The organism is Novosphingobium humi, assembly GCF_028607105.1.
In the GTDB taxonomy this organism is placed as follows: Bacteria; Pseudomonadota; Alphaproteobacteria; order Sphingomonadales; family Sphingomonadaceae; genus Novosphingobium; species Novosphingobium humi.
The window spans coordinates 3271757-3289716 of record NZ_CP117417.1 but is presented as its reverse complement, the minus strand read 5'-3'; the positions used below and the strand labels follow the sequence as shown (position 1 = coordinate 3289716).

Below are 17960 nucleotides of genomic sequence, written 5' to 3'. Positions count from 1 at the left end.
GCCCGCGATGGGCATGGGCGGGCGCCTTGATCCGATGAATGGCCTTTTATCGCAAGAGCCTGGCGGGGCAGGGTTCAAAAAAATGGCCGGAACACAAAAGCGCGGGCTTGAAAACATCTAATCCCTTGCCACATGATACATTATCACATATCGGAAGCTCTCATGTTCGCCCCTGCCCTTGCCCTGATTCGCGCCCGGCTTGACCGCCTAGGCGTTGCGCTTTCTGCGCTGTGTCTGATCCATTGCGTGTCGGGTGTGGTGCTGGTGGGCCTGCTGGGGATCGGCGGCGGCGTGCTGCTTGATCCGCGGGTGCATGAATATGGTCTGGCGGCCGCGATTGCGATCGGCGCGCTGGGGTTGGGCTTTGGGCTGGCGCGGCATGGGCGGCGCGAGCCGTTGGTCATGGGCTGCCTCGGGCTGGTGCTGATGGCGGCGGGTCTGGCGGTGCCGCATGGCCTGCCGGAAATGGCGATGACCGTTCCGGGCGTCATTCTTCTCGCCTTTGCCCACATCCGGAACTTGCGCCACGCGGCCTGACGCGCAATAGCGCGAGGCATGAGCGAAAAGATCTCCCTGACAGTGAATGGCGAGCCGCGCCGGATTGCCCATGGCGCCAGCGTGGCCGACCTCGTGGCCGATATCGGCCTTGATCCGGCCAAGGTCGCGGTGGAGCGCAATGCGATCATCGTGCCGCGCAGCACTTTGTCGCAAGTGGCGCTGACCGAGGGCGATGTGCTGGAGATCGTGCATTTTGTGGGAGGTGGTGACGTGAGTGCTGATGATAGCTGGACAGTTGCGGGGCGCACTTTCCGTTCGCGCCTGATCGTCGGCACCGGCAAGTACAGGGATTTTGCCCAGAACGCCGCCGCGCTGGAGGCATCGGGCGCGCAAATCGTCACCGTGGCGGTGCGCCGGGTTAACGTGTCGGACCCCAAGGCGCCGATGCTGACCGATTTCATCGACCCCAAAAAGGTTACCTATCTGCCCAACACCGCCGGTTGCTTTACGGCAGAGGATGCGATCCGCACTTTGCGACTGGCGCGTGAGGCGGGCGGCTGGGATCTGGTCAAGCTGGAGGTGCTGGGCGAGGCGCGCACGCTTTACCCCGACATGCGCGAGACGCTCAAGGCGACCGAGGTGCTGGCCAAGGAAGGCTTCCTGCCGATGGTCTATTGCGTCGATGATCCGATCGCTGCCAAGCAGTTGGAAGAAGCGGGCGCCGTGGCGGTGATGCCTTTGGGCGCGCCGATCGGCTCTGGGCTTGGCATTCAGAACAAGGTGACGATCCGCCTCATCGTCGAGGGCGCCAAAGTGCCGGTGCTGGTCGATGCTGGCGTGGGCACCGCTTCGGATGCGGCCGTGGCGATGGAGCTGGGCGTGGACGGCGTGTTGATGAACACCGCCATTGCCGAGGCCCGCGACCCCATCCGCATGGCCCGCGCGATGCGTCTGGCGGTAGAGGCCGGGCGCGATGCCTATCTGGCCGGGCGCATGGCCACGCGCAAATATGCCGATCCCTCCAGCCCGCTGGCCGGAATGATCTGAACAAGCATGATCTAAACAAATAGGTCGGGGGCGCTAATGGGCGCCCCCTATGACTTTCTTTAAGATGGTTAACGTCTTTTCAAGACCTTGAGCGCAATTTGAACCTGAGGCCGGGAATCGTCCGGGCCGAGGGATCACGAAGATGGCACATACGGGAACGGCCACGCTCGCAATCGCCGAACTGCGCGAATTTGCCGGTTTCACGCCTTGCGAACAGCGTTACATCAAGCGCAGCCTCGATGTGGGGCTGGGGCGTCAGGACGCTTTCAAGCTGTGGGCGCGCGATGCGGCGGAAAGTGCCAGCATCCGCAGCCAATATGTGATCTATCAGGAATTGAAGGCCCTGCGCGGCGAAAAACCCTGCGAGACCAACCTTGATGCGCTCGAAAGCTTTCTGGGCAAGCTGGTGCGGCTGACCGCTTTCGATCTGGCGCAGGAAAAGATCACCGGATTTTCGGCCTATCGCTTCCTTTACGAGCGCCTGCTGGGGGCCGATATCCGGCCCTGGCTGCCTTCGGCTTTCTGTGCGGCGGCGGCGCTGCCCCAGATCCGGCCCGAACGGCGCAAGAAGCTGTTGCAGTCGATCAGCGAAGCGGCGGCCACCGCGCCGGGCTGGTCCACCCGCGAACCTGCCTTCTATCCTGAATGGGTGGATAAGGAAGCCGCCTGATCGCGGCATAAAACTTTTCGGCATCCCAAAAAGGCGCGAGGGGAGCGATCCCTTCGCGCCTTTTTTCTGTGCCTGCGCCATGGAAAAGGGGGCAAAGCAAAGGGCGCGAGGGGGATCGCCCTTCGCGCCCTTGTCTGTCCGTCCACCCGATCAGGCGGGCCCTATCAGGCAGGGACGTATTCGCCCAGCAGCCTGCGTGCCATTTCGCGCACTTCGGCGCCCATATCCTCGCGCTCCAGCGCCAGAGCCAGCGTCGCCTCGACAAAGCCCACCTTCGAGCCGCAGTCATAGCGCTTGCCCTCAAAGGTCACGGCGTGGAACGGCTGCTGGCCGATCATCTGCGCCATGGCGTCGGTCAGCTGGATTTCGCCGCCCGCACCCTTGCCCTGCGTTTCCAGCACGGTCATCACCTCGGGCTGAAGGATATAGCGGCCCGAGATGATCAGGTTCGAGGGCGCCGCCTCCACCTTGGGCTTTTCGACCAGACCGGTCACCTCGGTCAAATTGCCCTGGGACTTGCCCGGCGCGATCACGCCATAGGAGGACACTTCATCGCGCGGCACTTCGAGCACCGAGATCAGGTTGCCGCCGGTCTGGTTATAGGCCTCGACCATCTGCTTGAGGCAGCCCTTCTTGCCGACCATCAGTTCATCGGGAAGAATGATGGCGAAAGGTTCATCGCCCACGATCGCGCGCGCGCACCAGATCGCATGGCCCAGCCCCATCGGCACCTGCTGGCGCACGGTGACCAGATTGCCCGGCTTGATCCGGGTGGGTTCGAGCACGTCAAGCGCCTTGCCGCGCTCTTTCATGGTCGATTCGAGTTCGAAGGCGGTGTCGAAATGTTCGACAATCGCGGTCTTGCCGCGGCCGGTGACAAAAATGATCTCTTCAATACCGGCTTCGCGCGCCTCATCGACGGCGTATTGGATCAAAGGGCGATCAACGATCGGCAGCATTTCCTTCGGGATTGCCTTGGTTGCGGGCAAAAAGCGCGTACCGAGGCCAGCTACTGGAAATACCGCCTTGCGGACGGGCTTGATTTCACGCGAATGCATCATCATTTCTCGCTTTCGTTCCCGACATCTTAGCCGAATTAGCTGTAGTTTTACCTAAATTACAAGTTCTACAACTTGGTTAATTTTTTCGTCCCAGCCTTTCACAATCGGCCCATTGCCGACAGCACAAATGCCTCCTAAACGGTGGCGATGGACAAAATCATCATTCGCGGTGGCAAGCGACTTTCCGGAGCCATTCCGGTGTCGGGAGCCAAGAATTCGGCCCTCACCCTGCTGCCTTGCGCGCTGCTGACCGAGGAACCCCTGACCCTGCGCAATTTGCCGCGTCTGGCCGACGTGGACGGGTTTCAGCACCTGCTGAACCAGTTCGGCGTTTCTACGTCGATCGCGGGGACAAGGCCAGAGGATTTTGGTCGGGTTATGACCCTTCAGGCCACGCGCCTGACCAGCACGACCGCACCTTATGAACTGGTGCGCAAGATGCGCGCCTCGATTCTGGTGCTGGGCCCGCTGCTGGCCCGCGCAGGCGAGGCGACGGTGTCGCTGCCCGGCGGCTGCGCGATCGGCAACCGGCCCATCGACCTGCATCTGAAGGTTCTGGAGGCATTCGGGGCCACGATCGAGCTGACTTCTGGCTATGTCCGCGCGATTGCGCCCGATGGCGGGCTGCCCGGCGGGCGCTATGCCTTCCCGGTGGTGTCGGTGGGCGCGACGGAAAACGCGCTGATGGCGGCCAGCATGGCCAATGGCACCTGCCGCCTGCACAATGCGGCGCGCGAACCCGAAATCGTCGATTTGTGCAACCTGCTGGTGGCGATGGGCGCCCAGATCGAGGGCATCGGCACGTCGGAACTGACCATTCACGGTGTAAAGCGCCTGCATGGCGCAACCTATCAGGTTATGCCCGACCGAATCGAGGCCGGCTCCTATGCCTGCGCCGCCGCGATCACCGGGGGCGAGGTCGAGTTGCTGGGCGCGCGCGCCGATGAAATGGACGCCACCCTTGCCGCCCTGCGCGAGGCGGGCGTGCATGTCGAACCGCGCAAGGACAGCATTTTCGTCGCTGCCAACGGCCCGATCCGCCCGGTCACCGTTTCAACCGCGCCCTATCCCGGTTTCGCCACCGACATGCAGGCGCAGTTGATGGCCATGCTGACCCGCGCCGAGGGCACCAGCGTGCTGACCGAAACGATCTTTGAAAACCGCTATATGCATGTGCCCGAACTGACCCGCATGGGCGCGCGGATCGAGACCAAGGGCCGGGTTGCCATCGTCCATGGCGTGCCGCGTCTGACAGGGGCCGAAGTGATGGCGACGGACCTTCGCGCTTCGATGAGTCTGGTGATTGCGGGGCTTGCCGCCGAGGGTCAGACCACGGTCCACCGCCTGTATCACCTCGATCGCGGCTATGAGCGGCTGGAAGAGAAATTTGCTCTGATGGGCGCCGAGATCGAACGCGTCGGCGGCGATTGAGCCAGAGACCCGGCGGTTATCCGAACCGCCGGGTCAACCCTGTGTCAACGGCGCGCCTCGACATAGCGGCAGCGCTTTTTCGCGGTGATCGTGCGGTCGATCGCGCGGCCGGCAAAGGCGCCGCCCACCGCGCCCGCCACCATCCCGACCGGCCCGCCCAGCGCGGCATGGCCCAGCAGCGCGCCGCCCGCGCCGCCCGCGATCAGGCCCGCCGTGCCGCTCGACTTGCGGCAAACCTTGACCACGCGCTTGGCGGGGCGGGCATCGGCCATCACGGGTGCTGCCACCACTGCCAGCGCCGAGGACATGGCGATCAATTTGATGAAATTCGGCATAAGGCGTCTCCTGTTTTGACTTGGCTGACGCCATAAAGCGCCAACCAAGTTCAACTCAAGATGAACGGTTTTTGCGACGAACTGTTCCCTATGGTTTAAGGCTTGACCGGGGTTTCGACTTCGCGGCACCGCTGCTTGGCGGTCAGCGTGCGCTCGATCGCCTGTCCGGCGAAAGCGCCCGCCGCCGCGCCGCCTGCTGTGCCCAACACGCCCTTGTCGATCACCTTATTGCCCAAAACCGCGCCCAGAGCGGCACCGGCCACGGCCCCGGTGGTCGAACTGGTGGTGTCGCACACGCGGGTCTTTTGCATCACCGGCGCGGGGGATGCCGCAGCAACCGGGGCGGGAGCAGGCGCGGCGGCGGTCACCGGCTTGTGCTTGACGGGTTTCTTTCTGGTCGCGGCCAAAGCAGGCTGGCCGCACAGCGCGAAGGCCAGCAGGGCAAGGCTCGAAATCGCGTGAATCTTGCGCATGAAAAATCCCCCTCCGTTATACCTGTCATCGCAGATTTACGGATATGCCCAGGGCACCTGCCGCGATGACTATGGTTAATCTAGGTATTTTAGCCTAAGGTGGGGCGTGTATCAACCGCGACGAATGGTTGAGTGACCAGCCAGATCCGCACCGCCCCGGCCAGTCCGGGAGGAGTATCGCAGGCAATCCGTTCAGCATCGATTCGCGCTACCAGCGCGTTGACCGACACCCCTTCGCGCGCCGCAGCCTCGCGCAGCATGTCCCAGAACAGGGGTTCAAGGCTGATCGAGGTCTTGTGGCCGGCGATCTCGACCGAGCGTTTGACGGGGGGGTGATAGGGTGGCGGCATGGGGGGAGTGTAGTGGCAGCGGAGGGGGAGGGAAAGATGCCTCCGGCGGGCAAAGGGCGGCGGCCCTTTGCAATCCCGTTAATGGGGTGGCGCTTGGCTGGCGGGGGGCGGCCAATAATTGAAAAGCCTGCGACGCGGTGGAGACATCTCTGTTTGCGCCGCAGGCTCATAGATCATCGAGTCCGACACCCAATGCTTAAGCCCTAGCGCAACAAAGACAGTATCACGGAGCCACGAGGGCCGGACCCCCGTGATTCACTTGCCTTGAAACACAAAAAGCGCGAGCCTCTCGACCCGCGCCCTTTCTCAAATCACGTAAACCGCGATTCCATCAATACATATGCTGTCCGCCGTTGATGCTCATGGTCGAGCCGGTGACAAAGCCCGCGTCCTCGCTGCACAGGAAAGCCACGCCGCGCGCGATTTCCTCGGCATGGCCAAGGCGGCCCACCGGGATCTTGGCCACGATCTTTTCCAGCACCGGGGCAGGCACCGCAGCCACCATTTCCGTGTCGATATAGCCGGGCGCGATGGCATTGACGGTCACGCCGAACTTGGCGCCTTCCTGGGCCAGCGCCTTGGTGAAGCCGTGGATGCCCGATTTGGCGGCGGCATAGTTGACCTGGCCATACTGGCCCGCCTGACCATTGATCGAGCCGATGTTGACGATGCGGCCCCAGCCGCGCTCGCGCATGCCGGGGAAAGTGGCCTTGGCCATGTTGAAACAGCCGCCAAGGTTGACGCGGATCACCTCGTTCCAGTTCTCGAAGGTCATGCGATGCAGCACGCCGTCGCGCGTGATGCCGGCATTGTTGACCACCACATCGACCGGGCCCAGATCGGCCTCGACCTGCGCCACACCGGCCAGAGTGGCCTCATGATCGCCAACGTCCCATTTGTAGGCGGCAATGCCCGTGGCCTCGGTGAAGGCTTTGGCCTTTTCTTCATTGCCCGCGTAATTCGCCGCAACCGTATATCCCAGATCCTTGAGCGCGAGGCTGATTGCCTCACCAATGCCCCGCGTACCACCTGTAACGATTGCCACTCGCGTCATGCATTTCCTCCAGAAGAAATCGGCCAGAAAACAGCAGATGCCTAAGTGCTATCGGCGCAATGCGACAGTGGCAAGTAAGTTGGCGGCCCATCACGCGCAAAAATTGCGCAGTTTAGCGCAAGACTGGAGGTAAATTGCGGCATATGCTGCATATGCGAGGTAAATCTTCGGCTCACGCATTTGCAGCATTGGATGGTTCACTTACAATCCGGCGCCGATTGGCCCGCTTTTTGCGCCAATTGTCTGTCAAATAGGCGCGTGCGGTCAGAATCGGAATTGTGTGCCGACAAAGACAGCCTGACTGTCCGACTTGGTGTCATTGGTGGGTTTCAGCCGGTCGCGGTCCTGCGAATAGCGCACCCCTGCCGTTACGTCGAAATTGCGCGTCACGCGATAGGAGCCGCCCACATCGACGCTCTGCTCGCCAAAGCTTTCCAGCGTGCGCGGCGCGCGGCCCGCCCTTTCGCGATCGACCAGCTGAATATGGGGCGCCAGCCGCGAATCGCTGCCGCTCTCCACACGGGGAAAGGCCGAAAGATCGGGCATGTCGTGCTTGGCGTGATCATTGCCGGGCAGCGAATAGGTCGAGGTGAGCGTCGAAAAACTCTGATACCCGCGCGACAGGCCAAGATTGTAGGCATTGGGCGCCACGCGCGTGTTGGGGCCGGGGGCGGCAATCCGCTGGGCCGGGCCGCGCACGACGATGGCCCGCGCGGTTTCGGCATCCACCCGCACCGCCACCGTCACCGACCGGTCGGGCCGCGCGGCAAGGCCTGCGGGGGTGAAGTGAAACAGCGCTTCCTTGCCCTGCATGAACTGGGCCTGCTCGCGCGCGGCCAGGGCGCGGGCCGCGCGGGCATCCAGTCTGCTGGGGGCGTAATTGTCCTGACCGGCGCGGGAATCGCCGCTTTCGGCGGCGGTTTCAAACCGGGTGGAAAAGGCCAGCACCGCGCTGGGCAGCGCAAGCAGCCCGACAGCACCGGCCATGACCAGAGCGGGCATCGAACTGCGCGGGACCAAAGAAAGCGTTGCCTGTTTCATCATTCGTGAATCACAGCCGGGTCTTTCCGGCGCCAATATCCATACACCTCAAATCCTAAGCGCGCCATGATGAACCTTGGCTGCACGGCCCTATCCTGCTCAAAGTCATGTTCAGCCAAGGTTCACGCCATCGCTGGCCATGAAAGAAGCCTGCCCAACGCCCCTTGTCGCGCGCTTTTTGGCGGTTATAGAGACTTGCCAGCCCTTGCGCGCGCGTCAGCGTCGGCGGAGCGTGGAAGAACAGTTTTTTGGGGCCCAAGCATTTTGGGTTTTTGAGACGGAAAGTGCAGAACCGATGATGGCCAGCAAGGCTCCTGCCCGTAAGTTTATCAGTCCGATGCTGCGTGGGGGCGCGGTGGCTCTGGCCCTGCTGGCGCTGGGCGGGTGCAAGATCGGCAATATGCGCGTGCATAACCCGATCCATATCAAGCATCACCGCGTCACCCGCAGCACGCTGACGCTGCCGCCCTCGAACCTGACCACGATCGGGGTGAACGCCTATCTGTGGCGCGCGGCGCTGGATTCGGTGTCCTTCATGCCCCTGCTGCAAAGCGATGCGAACAGCGGCGTGATCGTGACCGACTGGTATTCGAATCCGTCGAATCCGGGCGAGCGGATGAAGCTGACCATTGCGATTCTCGACAAGGATCTGCGCTCGGATGCGCTGCGCGTGAGCGCCTCGCGTCAGGTGTCGAAGGATGGATTCTGGGTTGATGCGCCCGTGGCCGCCGCCACGGTGCAGCGCCTTGAGGACGTCATCCTGACCAAGGCGCGCGATCTGCGTCAGGCCACGCTGATCAAGTAAACATCAATTCTGACCGTTTGCCTCCTGCCTTGCCCCCGTACCGGCAAGTCGGGAGGCTTTCTGGTATAAAGGGCATGAGCAAATGAGTGAGCGTTTCGATTCCAGTGTTGCCGATGGCAAGTGGCAGCGCGTGTGGGACGAGAAGCAGAGCTTCCGGGCCGATGACAAGAGCGCCAAGCCGCGTTCCTATGTCCTGGAAATGTTCCCCTATCCCAGCGGGCGCATCCATATCGGTCATGTGCGCAATTACACGATGGGCGACGTTCTGGCCCGCTACAAAAAGATGCAGGGCTTTGAAGTGCTGCATCCGATGGGTTGGGACGCCTTTGGCATGCCGGCCGAAAACGCCGCGATGGAAAAGGGCGTTCACCCCGGCGGCTGGACCCGCGACAATATCGCCAACATGAAGGCACAGTTGAAGCGCCTTGGCTTCGCGCTCGACTGGAGCCGCGAGATCGCCACCTGCGAACCGGAGTATTATGGTCAGGAACAGTCGCTGTTTCTCGACCTGTACGCCGCCGGGTTGGTCTATCGCAAGGAATCGACGGTCAACTGGGACCCGGTCGACAACACTGTTCTGGCCAATGAACAGGTGATCGACGGGCGCGGCTGGCGCAGCGGCGCGCTGGTGGAAAAGCGCAAGCTGAACCAGTGGTTTTTGAAGATCACTGACTTTGCCGATGAATTGCTCGAAGGTTTGAACGGGCTTGAACATTGGCCCGACAAGGTCAAGCTGATGCAGGAAAACTGGATTGGCAAGAGCCAGGGGCTGCAGTTCACCTTCAAGGGCGATGTTGAAGTCGAGGTCTATTCGACCCGCCCAGACACGCTGTTCGGCGCCAGCTTTGTCGCCATTGCCGCCGATCATCCGATTGCCCAGAAACTGGCCGCCGAGCGCGCCGAGGTGGCCGATTTCGTCGCCCTGTGCAAGCAGGGCGGGACGACCGCAGCCGAGCTGGAAACGGCGGAAAAGCTGGGCTTTGACACTGGTCTGCGGGTGGCGCATCCGCTCGACGCGCAATGGCAACTGCCGGTCTATATCGCCAATTTCGTGCTGATGGATTACGGCACGGGCGCCGTCTTCGGCTGCCCAGCGCATGACCAGCGCGACATTGATTTCGCGCGCAAATATGGCCTGCCCGTGACGCGCGTTGTGGCCGATGGCGAGAATGCCGATCCGGTGTTCGAAGGCAACGAGGCCTATACCGGCCCCGGCGTGATCGTGAATTCGCGCTTCCTCAACGGCATGGATGTGGACGCGGCCAAGGCCGCCGTCATCGCCAAGGCGCAGGCCGAAGGCTGGGGTGAGGGCAAGACCGTGTGGCGCCTGCGCGACTGGGGCGTTTCGCGCCAGCGCTATTGGGGCACGCCCATCCCCTTCATCCATTGCGAGGTCTGCGGCGTGGTGCCGGTGCCCAAGAAGCACCTGCCCGTGACGCTGCCCGAGGATGTCACCTTTGACGTGCCCGGCAATCCGCTGGACCGCCATCCCACGTGGAAGCATGTCGATTGCCCGCAATGCGGCCATGCCGCGCGGCGCGAGACCGACACGCTCGATACTTTCGTCGATTCCTCCTGGTATTTCCTGCGCTTTGCCAGCCAGCCCGATGATGCGCCGTTTGACCCGGCCGAAATCGCCCGCTGGCTGCCGGTGGGGCAGTATATCGGCGGGATCGAACATGCGATCCTCCACCTGCTCTATGCCCGTTTCTGGACCCGCGCTCTGGCCCGCATCGGCAAGATCGACGTGAAGGAGCCCTTCGCCAGCCTGTTCACGCAGGGCATGGTGACGCATGAGACCTATAGCCGGATCGATCCGTCGAACGGTCAGCCGGTCTGGTATGCGCCCGGCGACATCATCCGCACCGGCGAGGGCGCGACGCTCAAGGCCGATGGCCAACCGGTCGAAATCGGCCGCGTCATCAAGATGTCGAAGTCCAAGAAGAACGTGGTGGACCCCGACGAGATCGTGGCGACCTATGGCGCCGACGCGATCCGCTGGTTCATGCTGTCGGACAGCCCGCCCGAGCGCGATCTTCCGTGGAGCGAGGCCGGGATCGAAGGCTGCGCGCGCTTTGTGCAGCGCCTGTGGCGCCTGTTCGGCCAATATGACGCTGCGGCAAGTGGCGAGGACAAAGCGGTGGATCGCAAGACCCATCAGACCGTCCATGCCGTAGCCGCCGATATCGAAGCTTTGAGCTTCAACAAGGCCGTGGCGCGCATTTACGAACTGACCGGCGTGGTCGAAAAGGCCGCGCCCAGCGCCAGTCGCAGCGCCGCGATCCGCGCGGTTCTGCTGCTGATCGCGCCGATGATGCCGCATCTGGCCGAAGAAGCCTGGGAAGCGATCGGTGACGATCTGATCGCTGACGCCGCATGGCCCGCTGTCGATCCGGCACTGCTGGTCGATGATGAGGTGACCATTGCGGTTCAGGTCAAGGGCAAGCTGCGCGACACGCTGACCGTGGCCAAGGGGACCGCGAAAGAAGAGCTGGAAGCGCTGGCTTTGGCCTCGGAAAAGGTGCAGCGTGCGCTCGAAGGGGCTGCGGTCAAGAAAGTGATCGTGGTGCCCGATCGCCTCGTCAATCTGGTGGTCTGATTATGCGTCCTCTCCTGCCTCTGTGTCTTCTGGCCATGCTGCCCGCCTTGCAGGGCTGCGCTTTGCAGCCGCTCTATGCGGGCGGGGGGCATGCCGCCGTGGCGCAGGGGCTGGGGTCGATCTCGGTCTCGCCCATTCAGGGCAAGGCCGGGTGGCTGATGCATAATGCGCTGGTCGATCAACTGGGCGCCGCGCCCGAGGGAACAACGCCGCGCTATCGGCTGGAAGTCCGGCTGGATGATCAGTTGCTCGGCCTGGGCCTGCTGTCGAACAATACAGTGGGGCGCGAGCGGCGCATTCTGCGCGCGCGCTATCAGTTGATCGATGTGGCCAGCGGCGCGATCCTGCTGGATGCCACGGCCGGGTCGGATGCGGGCCTTGATGTGGTTTCGTCCGAATATGCCACGGTGGCGGCCGAGCAGACCGCGCTGGAGAACCTGACGCGCGTGGTTGCAGGGCGAATCGTAACCAATCTGGCCGTAAAGCTGCGCGCGAGGCAATGAAAGCCACCCAGCGCGACTTTGCCAATCTAGCGCCAAGAGCCGCGCAGACCATGCGCGTGTTCTTTCTGTGCGGCACGGATGATGCCAGTGTTCAGGATGCGGCCTTTCGCATCGCCTCGCTGCTGCCCGATCCGGGCGAGCGGGTGGAACTGACCGGCGCGGAGTTGAAGCGCGACCCGGTGCGGTTGGGCGATGAGGCGCGCTCGACATCACTGTTTGGCGATACACGTCATATCTGGGTGCGCTGTTCGGGCGATGAAGTCTATGATGCGGTCGAAAATCTGGTCACCGGCGATGTCGCGCCCTGTCCAGTGATCATCCAGGCCGCCAATGCCAGCGACAAGGCGCGTACGGCCAAACTGCTGGAAAAGCGCGAGGATGCGCTGGTGGCGATGTTCTATCCGCCCGATCTGGCATCGGTAACGGCTTCGGTGCGCCAGATGGCCGATGCGGCCGGGGCGCCGATGGATCGCGAATTGGCCCAGCGTATTGCGGCTGCGGTCGGGCTCGACACCCGTCTGGCAGCGTCCGAAGTTACCAAACTGGCGCTTTATCTGGATGCCACGCCCGAACGTCCGCGCCCGGCCACGCTGGAGGCCTTTGAGGCGGTAGGGGCCAAAACCGAAGAGGATGGCTTTACCACATTGGTGAACACTGTCCTGAATGGGGACAGCGGCAGACTGAAGGGCGAGCTGCGCCGGATGGCTGAACTGGAGCTTAATCCGGTCGGGCTGCTGCTCGCTTTTGAGCGACGTGTTGCCCAATTGGCACAATTGGCCGGGCGACTCGGAACCAACCCGGATATTTCCGCCTTTATGGAGGGGGAGAAGGCATCGCGCCGGGTTTTTTTCAAGGATGTTCCGGACCTTAGCCGCCAGTTGCGGGTCTGGCGCGGGCGCGCCCTTGCCCGACTCGCCCAACGTCTGATGGCGCTCCATCGCAGCCTGATGGCCAATAACCACAGCGCAGAATTGCTTCTTGCTCAGGAACTTGCGGAAATTGCCCGCTATGCCAAATCACGCTCCTAGCCGCTGTTTTGTTTAACCTTTTCGGGAAACATAAGAAGTTCTGAAGAAGGCTCGGCGAATTTTTAGGTTTGCTGCAATGCAGCGGTGTGTTAGTGGTTTTACTAGGGTGACAAGATTGGAAGTGTTAAGGCCTCGCGCCTGGCACGAACCGACGTTGATGCGGCAAAATTAGCAGGGTGGAGCAAGCATGAACGCGCCAGTAGCACGTGTGTCCGGTTCGTTGCGTAAACGGGCCAAGGCAAGAGCCAAAGCATTGCGCATGCCGCTGATGCCTTCGTTGCAGCAGCGTCGTCTCCAATGCTATCTCGCGTTTATTCTGGGCGATGTTCTGGCGATTGTGGCTGGATTTGCGCTCGCCGGCTATTTGCGCACCGAGACTTTTTCCGGCGCAACGCTGATGCTCTCGCAGCTTGTCCTGCCGGTCTATCTGACCATTGCGCTGTATAACGACTCCTATTCGATCGAATCCCTTCGCAGCACCAGTCACAGCGTCATACGTTCCTTGCTGGCGCTGGGCCTGTCCGTGGCGGTGATCACGTTCATTACCTTTTACGCGCGTTCGACCGATCATTACTCGCGCCCCCTGTTCACTATTGGCGTGGTGCTCTCGGCGCTGTTCGTGCTGGTCAATCGCGTGGCCATGCGCCGCTTTGTGCGATGGCGCTGCGGCGTATCGGTCATCAACCAGTTGGTGATCGACGACGGAGGCCCCGATATCACGCTGCATGGCGCTTTCCACGTTTCGGCGCAGAGCTTTGCTCTGGCCCCGGTGCTGGATGATCCCCATGCGCTGGACCGGATCGGGATGATCATCCGCAATGCCGATCGCGTGGTCATCAGTTCGGTGCCCGAACGGCGCGCGAATTGGTCGATCATCCTCAAGGGCGCGAATGTCGCGGGCGAGGTGGTGGATGACACCGTGCTCGAACTTTCCGCGCAAGGGGCGCGGATTGCGAACGGGCATGGGCTTTTGCTGGTGTCGGTCGGGCCGATGGGGCTGCGCGACCGGTTGCAAAAAAGGATGCTCGACGCGATTGTCGCCGGGTCGGCCCTGTTGCTGCTCTCGCCGATCCTGTTGTTGGTCGCGCTGGCGGTCAAGCTGGAAGATGGTGGGCCGGTGTTCTTTGTCCAGCGGCGCGTGGGCCGCGGCAACCGTTTCTTCCCGATCTTCAAGTTCCGCAGCATGAGCGTGAACAAGATCGGCCGGAACGGCACGCAGTCGGCGGCCAAGGACGACAAGCGGATCACCCGCGTGGGCAAGATCATCCGTTCCACAAGTATTGATGAGCTGCCGCAGCTTATCAATGTCTTGCGCGGCGATATGAGCCTTGTCGGCCCGCGCCCGCATGCGACCGGTTCAATGGCCGGCGGCAAGTTGTTCTGGGAAGTGGATCCGCGTTATTGGGAGCGTCATGCGCTCAAGCCCGGTCTGACGGGCTTGGCGCAGATCCGCGGCTATCGCGGCGCGACCGACCGCGAGGAGGATTTGACCGACCGGCTTTATGCGGATCTGGAGTATCTGCATGGCTGGTCGCTGTGGCGCGATATCTGGATCATGCTGATGACGGTGCGGGTCGTGGTACATTCGCGGGCTTTCTGAGGAACGCGCCTGCCGGGCCGTGCTGCGATGTGTCAAGACCGGCAGGCAAGGCGATTCGGGCAAGATGCCGGTTGCGGTGCGGCTGAACCGGGATGGGACCAGGACTGGTTGAGACTATCCACATCGGTGTTTCGGGGCCAAGAAGTATGCTGCGAACGCGAGATGTTAAAGACTTTCAACTGGACTATGGGATTTGTCCTGTTATATGTATAACTACGTAATGAAGGAGAATTCCAAATGGCTGCTAACCTGATCGTGGTGCTCGCCGCTTCTGGCCTTGTGGCCTCGGCGGCTCCTGTTTCCAATAATACCCGCAGCGCTGCTGCTCTGCCTGTTGCCCATGCTGCGCTGATTACCCCGGCGAAGGCTTCGGCTCTGGGCTGCACCTCGCTGAACTCCGGCAAGAAGATGGTCAAGAAGATGGTCGCTTGCGAAAAGGTTCAGGCCGGGTCGAACGGGGTTCCGACCCCCGGCTTCAACCCCACGAATCTGCTGATCAACGCGGGCGTCACGGCGGGCGTTACCGCTGGGGTGATCGCGGTTGTTCCGCCGGCGTCCAGCCGTTAATCAACGGCTTATCGTCGGATAAAGAGCCCCTCGGTCCAACCGGGGGGCTTTTTCTATGCGGTCTTGGTTGTCGGTAAGGATGGTGATGGGGTGGGTGATCGGCTAAGTTATTGGTTTGGTGCGAGAGACTGCAGGCTGTATTCCGCCAAATCTTTTAGTGAGCTGCGCGAACCAAATTGGTTCCTTCGTGCCTCCGTTTATCGCTTTAGTGTAGATTCCCTCCCTTCTCCATGGTAAAGTACATAAGTAGTTTTAAGGGGAAAGTCTGTGGCTGCAAATTTGATCGTGATGCTTGCCGCGTCCGGCCTTGTGGTCGCGTCGGCTCCTGCGGATAGTAATTCGCGCCCCTCTGCCTCGCTGCCGGTTGCCCGGTTGATGGCGGTAAAGCCCAAGGTGGCCGTAGGCTGTGTTCCTCTTCGCCAGTTTGGTGCTGCCAAGGCGGCGCCCTGCGAAAAAGCGATGGCCGGACCGCAGGCGGGTGACACGTTCCGCGGCACAGATGGCCTTTGGCGCGTGTGGCAGGCCGGATTCAGCGGCATTCTGGTGGCGACCGTGGTTTCGGTAGTGCCCAGCGCATCCAGCCGCTGATCTGGAAGTCGTGAATTTTGGACCGGAAAGTATATTTCGGTCGCTATTGTTAATGGCTTGGGCGATTTTGGTAAGGATGTTTGTTCAGGTGCCAGTCATGCTGGGCAGTATTTTTTCACAATTGTGCAAAGCGGTTGGTTTTTTCGTTGTTGAACACCAAATATGTTCAATAACTCTTGCGGTTGCCGCATTTCCTGTCAAAATCATTCTATGCCAATTTTACGCAGATTAGCAAAAGAACAGGGCGTGGTGACGCCGCTGGTGGTTTTCGCTGTGGCGATCACCATGACCTTTGGCGGAGGTGGCATTGGCCATCCTCTGCCAGAGCTGTTTGTGCAGATCTGTGTGGCGGTGATTGCGGCGCTGTGGCTATGGAAAATCCCGGAAAGCCAGTTTCGTGCGATCCCCAAGGCGGTTTGGGTGGTGGGTTTCCTTCTGCTGGTCGTCCCGCTGGTTCAACTTGTTCCCTTGCCGCCTCAGGTCTGGCACAGCCTGCCGGGGCGCCAGATCGAGGTGGACAGTCTGGCGCTGATCGGACGGGCCGACACGTGGCGGCCGCTTTCGATGGATCCTGCGCTGAGCTTTTCCAGCCTTTTGAGCATGGTGAGCGCCGCAATGGTGCTGGTCATGGTCGCGTCGATCGGGCGCTCGGGGCGGACACTGGTGCTGGGCGTGGTCCTGGTCGTGGCGCTTTTGTCGCTGGTTCCGGCGGTGGTGCAGCTCAATGGCGCGCCGGACAGTATATTTGCGATTTATCCGGCAAACGGCGGCAAGGTGCGGTTGCGGGGGTTCCAGAATAATCCGAACAGCCAGGCCGATGTCCTGCTGGTGGCCATGCTCTGCGCGGCGGCTTTCATGCGCGATCTGGTTCAGCGTCACATCCTGCCTGATCAGCGCTGGTTGGTGATCGGGCTGGTCGGGGTGGCTGATCTGGCGTTGGCGCTGGCGGTGGTTCTGACCGGTTCGCGCACCGGCATCATGATGCTTCCGCTGGTGGTGGCCGGACAGATTGCGCTGATCCGGCCCTGGCTGAAATTGCGCTGGGCGAACCTATTTATTTCGCTTGCCGGTGTCTGCGCGATTGCCGCGGGGACCTATTCATTTCTGCCCGATACTTCGCCCTTGATGGTGGCGCTGGACCGATTTTCGCTGGATCATGACACGCGTCCGCAAATCTGGACCAACTCGCTGTATGCGGCCCGTCAGATGTTGCCCGCCGGCGCCGGGATGGGAACATTTGTCCCTGTTTTCAATATTTACGAGCCTGCCGAAGCGGTTGCCGACACCTATGTCAATCGCGCGCACAACGACTATCTCGAACTGCTTCTTGAGGCGGGATATGCCGGTGTGATCGCCTTTGGTGCAATCGCGATCTTGCTGGTGGTGGGTGTCGTCAAAGGTTTGATGGCTGCGGACAAGAGGTCACGCGGACAGCTTTTTTGTGTCACTTTGGCACTTTGCGTTATAGGGTTGCATTCGCTGGTGGATTACCCGTTGCGTTCGATGTCTTTGGCGGGCATTGCTGCCCTATGCGCCGCCATTCTTCTTAATCCCAAGGCAAATCCTGCGGATTATGGCAAGTGAGAGACCAAGTATGACTCCTCGCAAAACTTTATTGTTCCTGATTGGTACAAGCGTCTTTTGCGCAGGATGCGGTACACATCCGGCGTTGAACATGCCTTCGGGCGCTGCTGCCTATGATGTGATCCCGGTCAAGCCGGTGGGCATCAAGGAGGGCGCCATCCAGCCGGGCGACCGCCTCTATATTCGCGTGCTGAATGAGCCGGATCTGACCTCAGAGCAATACTGGGTCGATGGCGGTGGCAAGGTTCAGATGCCTTTGGCCGGTGAGCTTGATGCCAGCGGGCGCACGATCGGTGAATTGCGTGAAGAAATCACCGAACGGCTCGCTGCACGCTATATTCGCGACCCGCAGGTTGCGATCAGTATTGTCGAGCATAACAAGAGCAGCGTGACCGTCGAAGGTCAGGTGCAAAAGGCCGGGCGCTTCGAAGCCTCGCCGGGCATGACCCTGCTGGGCGCGCTGGCGCTGGCGCAGAGCACGACCAAGGACGCCAAGCTGGATGAAGTGGTGGTGTTCCGCGAAGTGAATGGGGAGCGTTTGGTTGCCCGTTTCCATCTCGGCTACATCCGCGCCGGCCGCGCGCCCGATCCCCAGATCGTGGCGGGCGACGTTGTGGTTGTGGGCCGTTCGGCGGTCAAGGGCACCTGGCATGACATCCTTCAGGCCGCGCCGCTGTTCAATGCTTTCTACGTTTTCCGTAACTTGTAATTGGCAGAGAGAGACGC

At 61.6% G+C, this 17960-nt stretch carries 19 protein-coding genes; 13 read left to right on the top strand and 6 right to left on the bottom strand.

Annotation, left to right across the window (positions count from 1 at the left end):
- The first annotated feature begins 162 nt into the window (after positions 1–162).
- The 3 genes from PQ457_RS15390 (at position 163) to PQ457_RS15380 (ending at position 2215) form a co-directional block, all read left to right on the top strand.
- On the top strand, positions 163–537 hold the full coding sequence (locus tag PQ457_RS15390; protein ID WP_273617660.1) for a MerC domain-containing protein: 375 nt from the start codon (positions 163–165) through the stop codon (positions 535–537).
- An 18-nt stretch (positions 538–555) separates the two neighbouring features.
- A complete protein-coding gene (gene thiS, locus PQ457_RS15385) occupies positions 556–1545 on the top strand; it encodes a sulfur carrier protein ThiS (RefSeq protein ID WP_273617659.1) in 990 nt (329 codons plus the stop codon).
- A gap of 142 nt (positions 1546–1687) precedes the next feature.
- Positions 1688–2215 carry a hypothetical protein gene (locus PQ457_RS15380; protein ID WP_168603346.1) on the top strand — a complete coding sequence of 176 codons (528 nt, stop codon included), beginning with the start codon at positions 1688–1690 and terminating at the stop codon, positions 2213–2215.
- A 164-nt stretch (positions 2216–2379) separates the two neighbouring features.
- Here PQ457_RS15380 and galU read toward each other — a convergent pair whose 3' ends face one another.
- On the bottom strand, positions 2380–3276 hold the full coding sequence (gene galU / locus PQ457_RS15375) for a UTP--glucose-1-phosphate uridylyltransferase GalU (protein WP_273619350.1): 897 nt from the start codon (positions 3274–3276) through the stop codon (positions 2380–2382).
- Positions 3277–3423: 147 nt separating this feature from the next.
- Between galU and murA the strand changes: the two genes are divergently transcribed.
- On the top strand, positions 3424–4707 hold the full coding sequence (gene murA / locus PQ457_RS15370) for a UDP-N-acetylglucosamine 1-carboxyvinyltransferase (protein ID WP_273617658.1): 1284 nt from the start codon (positions 3424–3426) through the stop codon (positions 4705–4707).
- 44 nt (positions 4708–4751) lie between these two features.
- Here the strand turns inward: murA and PQ457_RS15365 are convergent, their stop codons facing one another.
- The 5 genes from PQ457_RS15365 to PQ457_RS15345 form a co-directional block, all read right to left on the bottom strand.
- Complete coding sequence (locus tag PQ457_RS15365; RefSeq protein WP_273617657.1) at positions 4752–5042, bottom strand: hypothetical protein; 291 nt, start codon at positions 5040–5042, stop codon at positions 4752–4754.
- 95 nt (positions 5043–5137) lie between these two features.
- On the bottom strand, positions 5138–5515 hold the full coding sequence (locus PQ457_RS15360; protein WP_273617656.1) for a glycine zipper 2TM domain-containing protein: 378 nt from the start codon (positions 5513–5515) through the stop codon (positions 5138–5140).
- Between the two features lie 89 nt (positions 5516–5604).
- The gene (locus PQ457_RS15355; RefSeq protein ID WP_273617655.1) at positions 5605–5865 is read right to left on the bottom strand and encodes a ribbon-helix-helix domain-containing protein; all 261 of its coding nucleotides are present in this window, start codon (positions 5863–5865) and stop codon (positions 5605–5607) included.
- 331 nt (positions 5866–6196) lie between these two features.
- On the bottom strand, positions 6197–6919 hold the full coding sequence (phbB, locus tag PQ457_RS15350; RefSeq protein WP_273617654.1) for an acetoacetyl-CoA reductase: 723 nt from the start codon (positions 6917–6919) through the stop codon (positions 6197–6199).
- 264 nt (positions 6920–7183) lie between these two features.
- A complete protein-coding gene (locus PQ457_RS15345; RefSeq protein WP_273617653.1) occupies positions 7184–7963 on the bottom strand; it encodes a hypothetical protein in 780 nt (259 codons plus the stop codon).
- Between the two features lie 292 nt (positions 7964–8255).
- Here PQ457_RS15345 and PQ457_RS15340 point away from each other — a divergent pair, with 292 nt between their 5' ends.
- From PQ457_RS15340 to PQ457_RS15300, 9 genes are all read left to right on the top strand, one after another.
- Entirely contained in the window at positions 8256–8765 is a 510-nt protein-coding gene (locus PQ457_RS15340; protein ID WP_273617652.1) for a DUF3576 domain-containing protein, read from the top strand.
- An 82-nt stretch (positions 8766–8847) separates the two neighbouring features.
- Positions 8848–11364, top strand: a complete 2517-nt coding sequence (gene leuS, locus PQ457_RS15335; RefSeq protein ID WP_273617651.1) for a leucine--tRNA ligase — start codon at positions 8848–8850, stop codon at positions 11362–11364.
- Positions 11365–11366: 2 nt separating this feature from the next.
- Complete coding sequence (gene lptE / locus PQ457_RS15330; RefSeq protein WP_273617650.1) at positions 11367–11867, top strand: LPS assembly lipoprotein LptE; 501 nt, start codon at positions 11367–11369, stop codon at positions 11865–11867.
- Entirely contained in the window at positions 11864–12895 is a 1032-nt protein-coding gene (gene holA, locus PQ457_RS15325; RefSeq protein WP_273617649.1) for a DNA polymerase III subunit delta, read from the top strand. Before lptE ends, holA begins: the two co-directional genes overlap by 4 nt.
- A 187-nt stretch (positions 12896–13082) precedes the next feature.
- On the top strand, positions 13083–14495 hold the full coding sequence (locus tag PQ457_RS15320) for an exopolysaccharide biosynthesis polyprenyl glycosylphosphotransferase (protein WP_273617648.1): 1413 nt from the start codon (positions 13083–13085) through the stop codon (positions 14493–14495).
- 237 nt (positions 14496–14732) lie between these two features.
- Positions 14733–15062, top strand: coding sequence for a hypothetical protein (locus tag PQ457_RS15315; protein ID WP_273617647.1), 330 nt, complete (start codon positions 14733–14735; stop codon positions 15060–15062).
- A 267-nt stretch (positions 15063–15329) separates the two neighbouring features.
- Positions 15330–15650, top strand: a complete 321-nt coding sequence (locus PQ457_RS15310; RefSeq protein WP_273617646.1) for a hypothetical protein — start codon at positions 15330–15332, stop codon at positions 15648–15650.
- A gap of 246 nt (positions 15651–15896) precedes the next feature.
- On the top strand, positions 15897–17234 hold the full coding sequence (locus tag PQ457_RS15305) for an O-antigen ligase family protein (RefSeq protein ID WP_273617645.1): 1338 nt from the start codon (positions 15897–15899) through the stop codon (positions 17232–17234).
- A gap of 91 nt (positions 17235–17325) precedes the next feature.
- Complete coding sequence (locus tag PQ457_RS15300) at positions 17326–17943, top strand: polysaccharide biosynthesis/export family protein (protein WP_273617644.1); 618 nt, start codon at positions 17326–17328, stop codon at positions 17941–17943.
- Positions 17944–17960 lie beyond the last annotated feature (17 nt).

What these genes read in the sequence shown, in the direction of transcription:
- PQ457_RS15390 (WP_273617660.1), top strand. Translation starts at nt 163, where the DNA reads ATGTTCGCCCCTGCCCTTGCCCTGATTCGCGCCCGGCTTGACCGCCTA.
- thiS (WP_273617659.1), top strand. Translation starts at nt 556, where the DNA reads ATGAGCGAAAAGATCTCCCTGACAGTGAATGGCGAGCCGCGCCGGATT.
- PQ457_RS15380 (WP_168603346.1), top strand. Translation starts at nt 1,688, where the DNA reads ATGGCACATACGGGAACGGCCACGCTCGCAATCGCCGAACTGCGCGAA.
- galU (WP_273619350.1), bottom strand. Translation starts at nt 3,276, where the DNA reads ATGATGCATTCGCGTGAAATCAAGCCCGTCCGCAAGGCGGTATTTCCA.
- murA (WP_273617658.1), top strand. Translation starts at nt 3,424, where the DNA reads ATGGACAAAATCATCATTCGCGGTGGCAAGCGACTTTCCGGAGCCATT.
- PQ457_RS15365 (WP_273617657.1), bottom strand. Translation starts at nt 5,042, where the DNA reads ATGCCGAATTTCATCAAATTGATCGCCATGTCCTCGGCGCTGGCAGTG.
- PQ457_RS15360 (WP_273617656.1), bottom strand. Translation starts at nt 5,515, where the DNA reads ATGCGCAAGATTCACGCGATTTCGAGCCTTGCCCTGCTGGCCTTCGCG.
- PQ457_RS15355 (WP_273617655.1), bottom strand. Translation starts at nt 5,865, where the DNA reads ATGCCGCCACCCTATCACCCCCCCGTCAAACGCTCGGTCGAGATCGCC.
- phbB (WP_273617654.1), bottom strand. Translation starts at nt 6,919, where the DNA reads ATGACGCGAGTGGCAATCGTTACAGGTGGTACGCGGGGCATTGGTGAG.
- PQ457_RS15345 (WP_273617653.1), bottom strand. Translation starts at nt 7,963, where the DNA reads ATGATGAAACAGGCAACGCTTTCTTTGGTCCCGCGCAGTTCGATGCCC.
- PQ457_RS15340 (WP_273617652.1), top strand. Translation starts at nt 8,256, where the DNA reads ATGATGGCCAGCAAGGCTCCTGCCCGTAAGTTTATCAGTCCGATGCTG.
- leuS (WP_273617651.1), top strand. Translation starts at nt 8,848, where the DNA reads ATGAGTGAGCGTTTCGATTCCAGTGTTGCCGATGGCAAGTGGCAGCGC.
- lptE (WP_273617650.1), top strand. Translation starts at nt 11,367, where the DNA reads ATGCGTCCTCTCCTGCCTCTGTGTCTTCTGGCCATGCTGCCCGCCTTG.
- holA (WP_273617649.1), top strand. Translation starts at nt 11,864, where the DNA reads ATGAAAGCCACCCAGCGCGACTTTGCCAATCTAGCGCCAAGAGCCGCG.
- PQ457_RS15320 (WP_273617648.1), top strand. Translation starts at nt 13,083, where the DNA reads ATGAACGCGCCAGTAGCACGTGTGTCCGGTTCGTTGCGTAAACGGGCC.
- PQ457_RS15315 (WP_273617647.1), top strand. Translation starts at nt 14,733, where the DNA reads ATGGCTGCTAACCTGATCGTGGTGCTCGCCGCTTCTGGCCTTGTGGCC.
- PQ457_RS15300 (WP_273617644.1), top strand. Translation starts at nt 17,326, where the DNA reads ATGCCTTCGGGCGCTGCTGCCTATGATGTGATCCCGGTCAAGCCGGTG.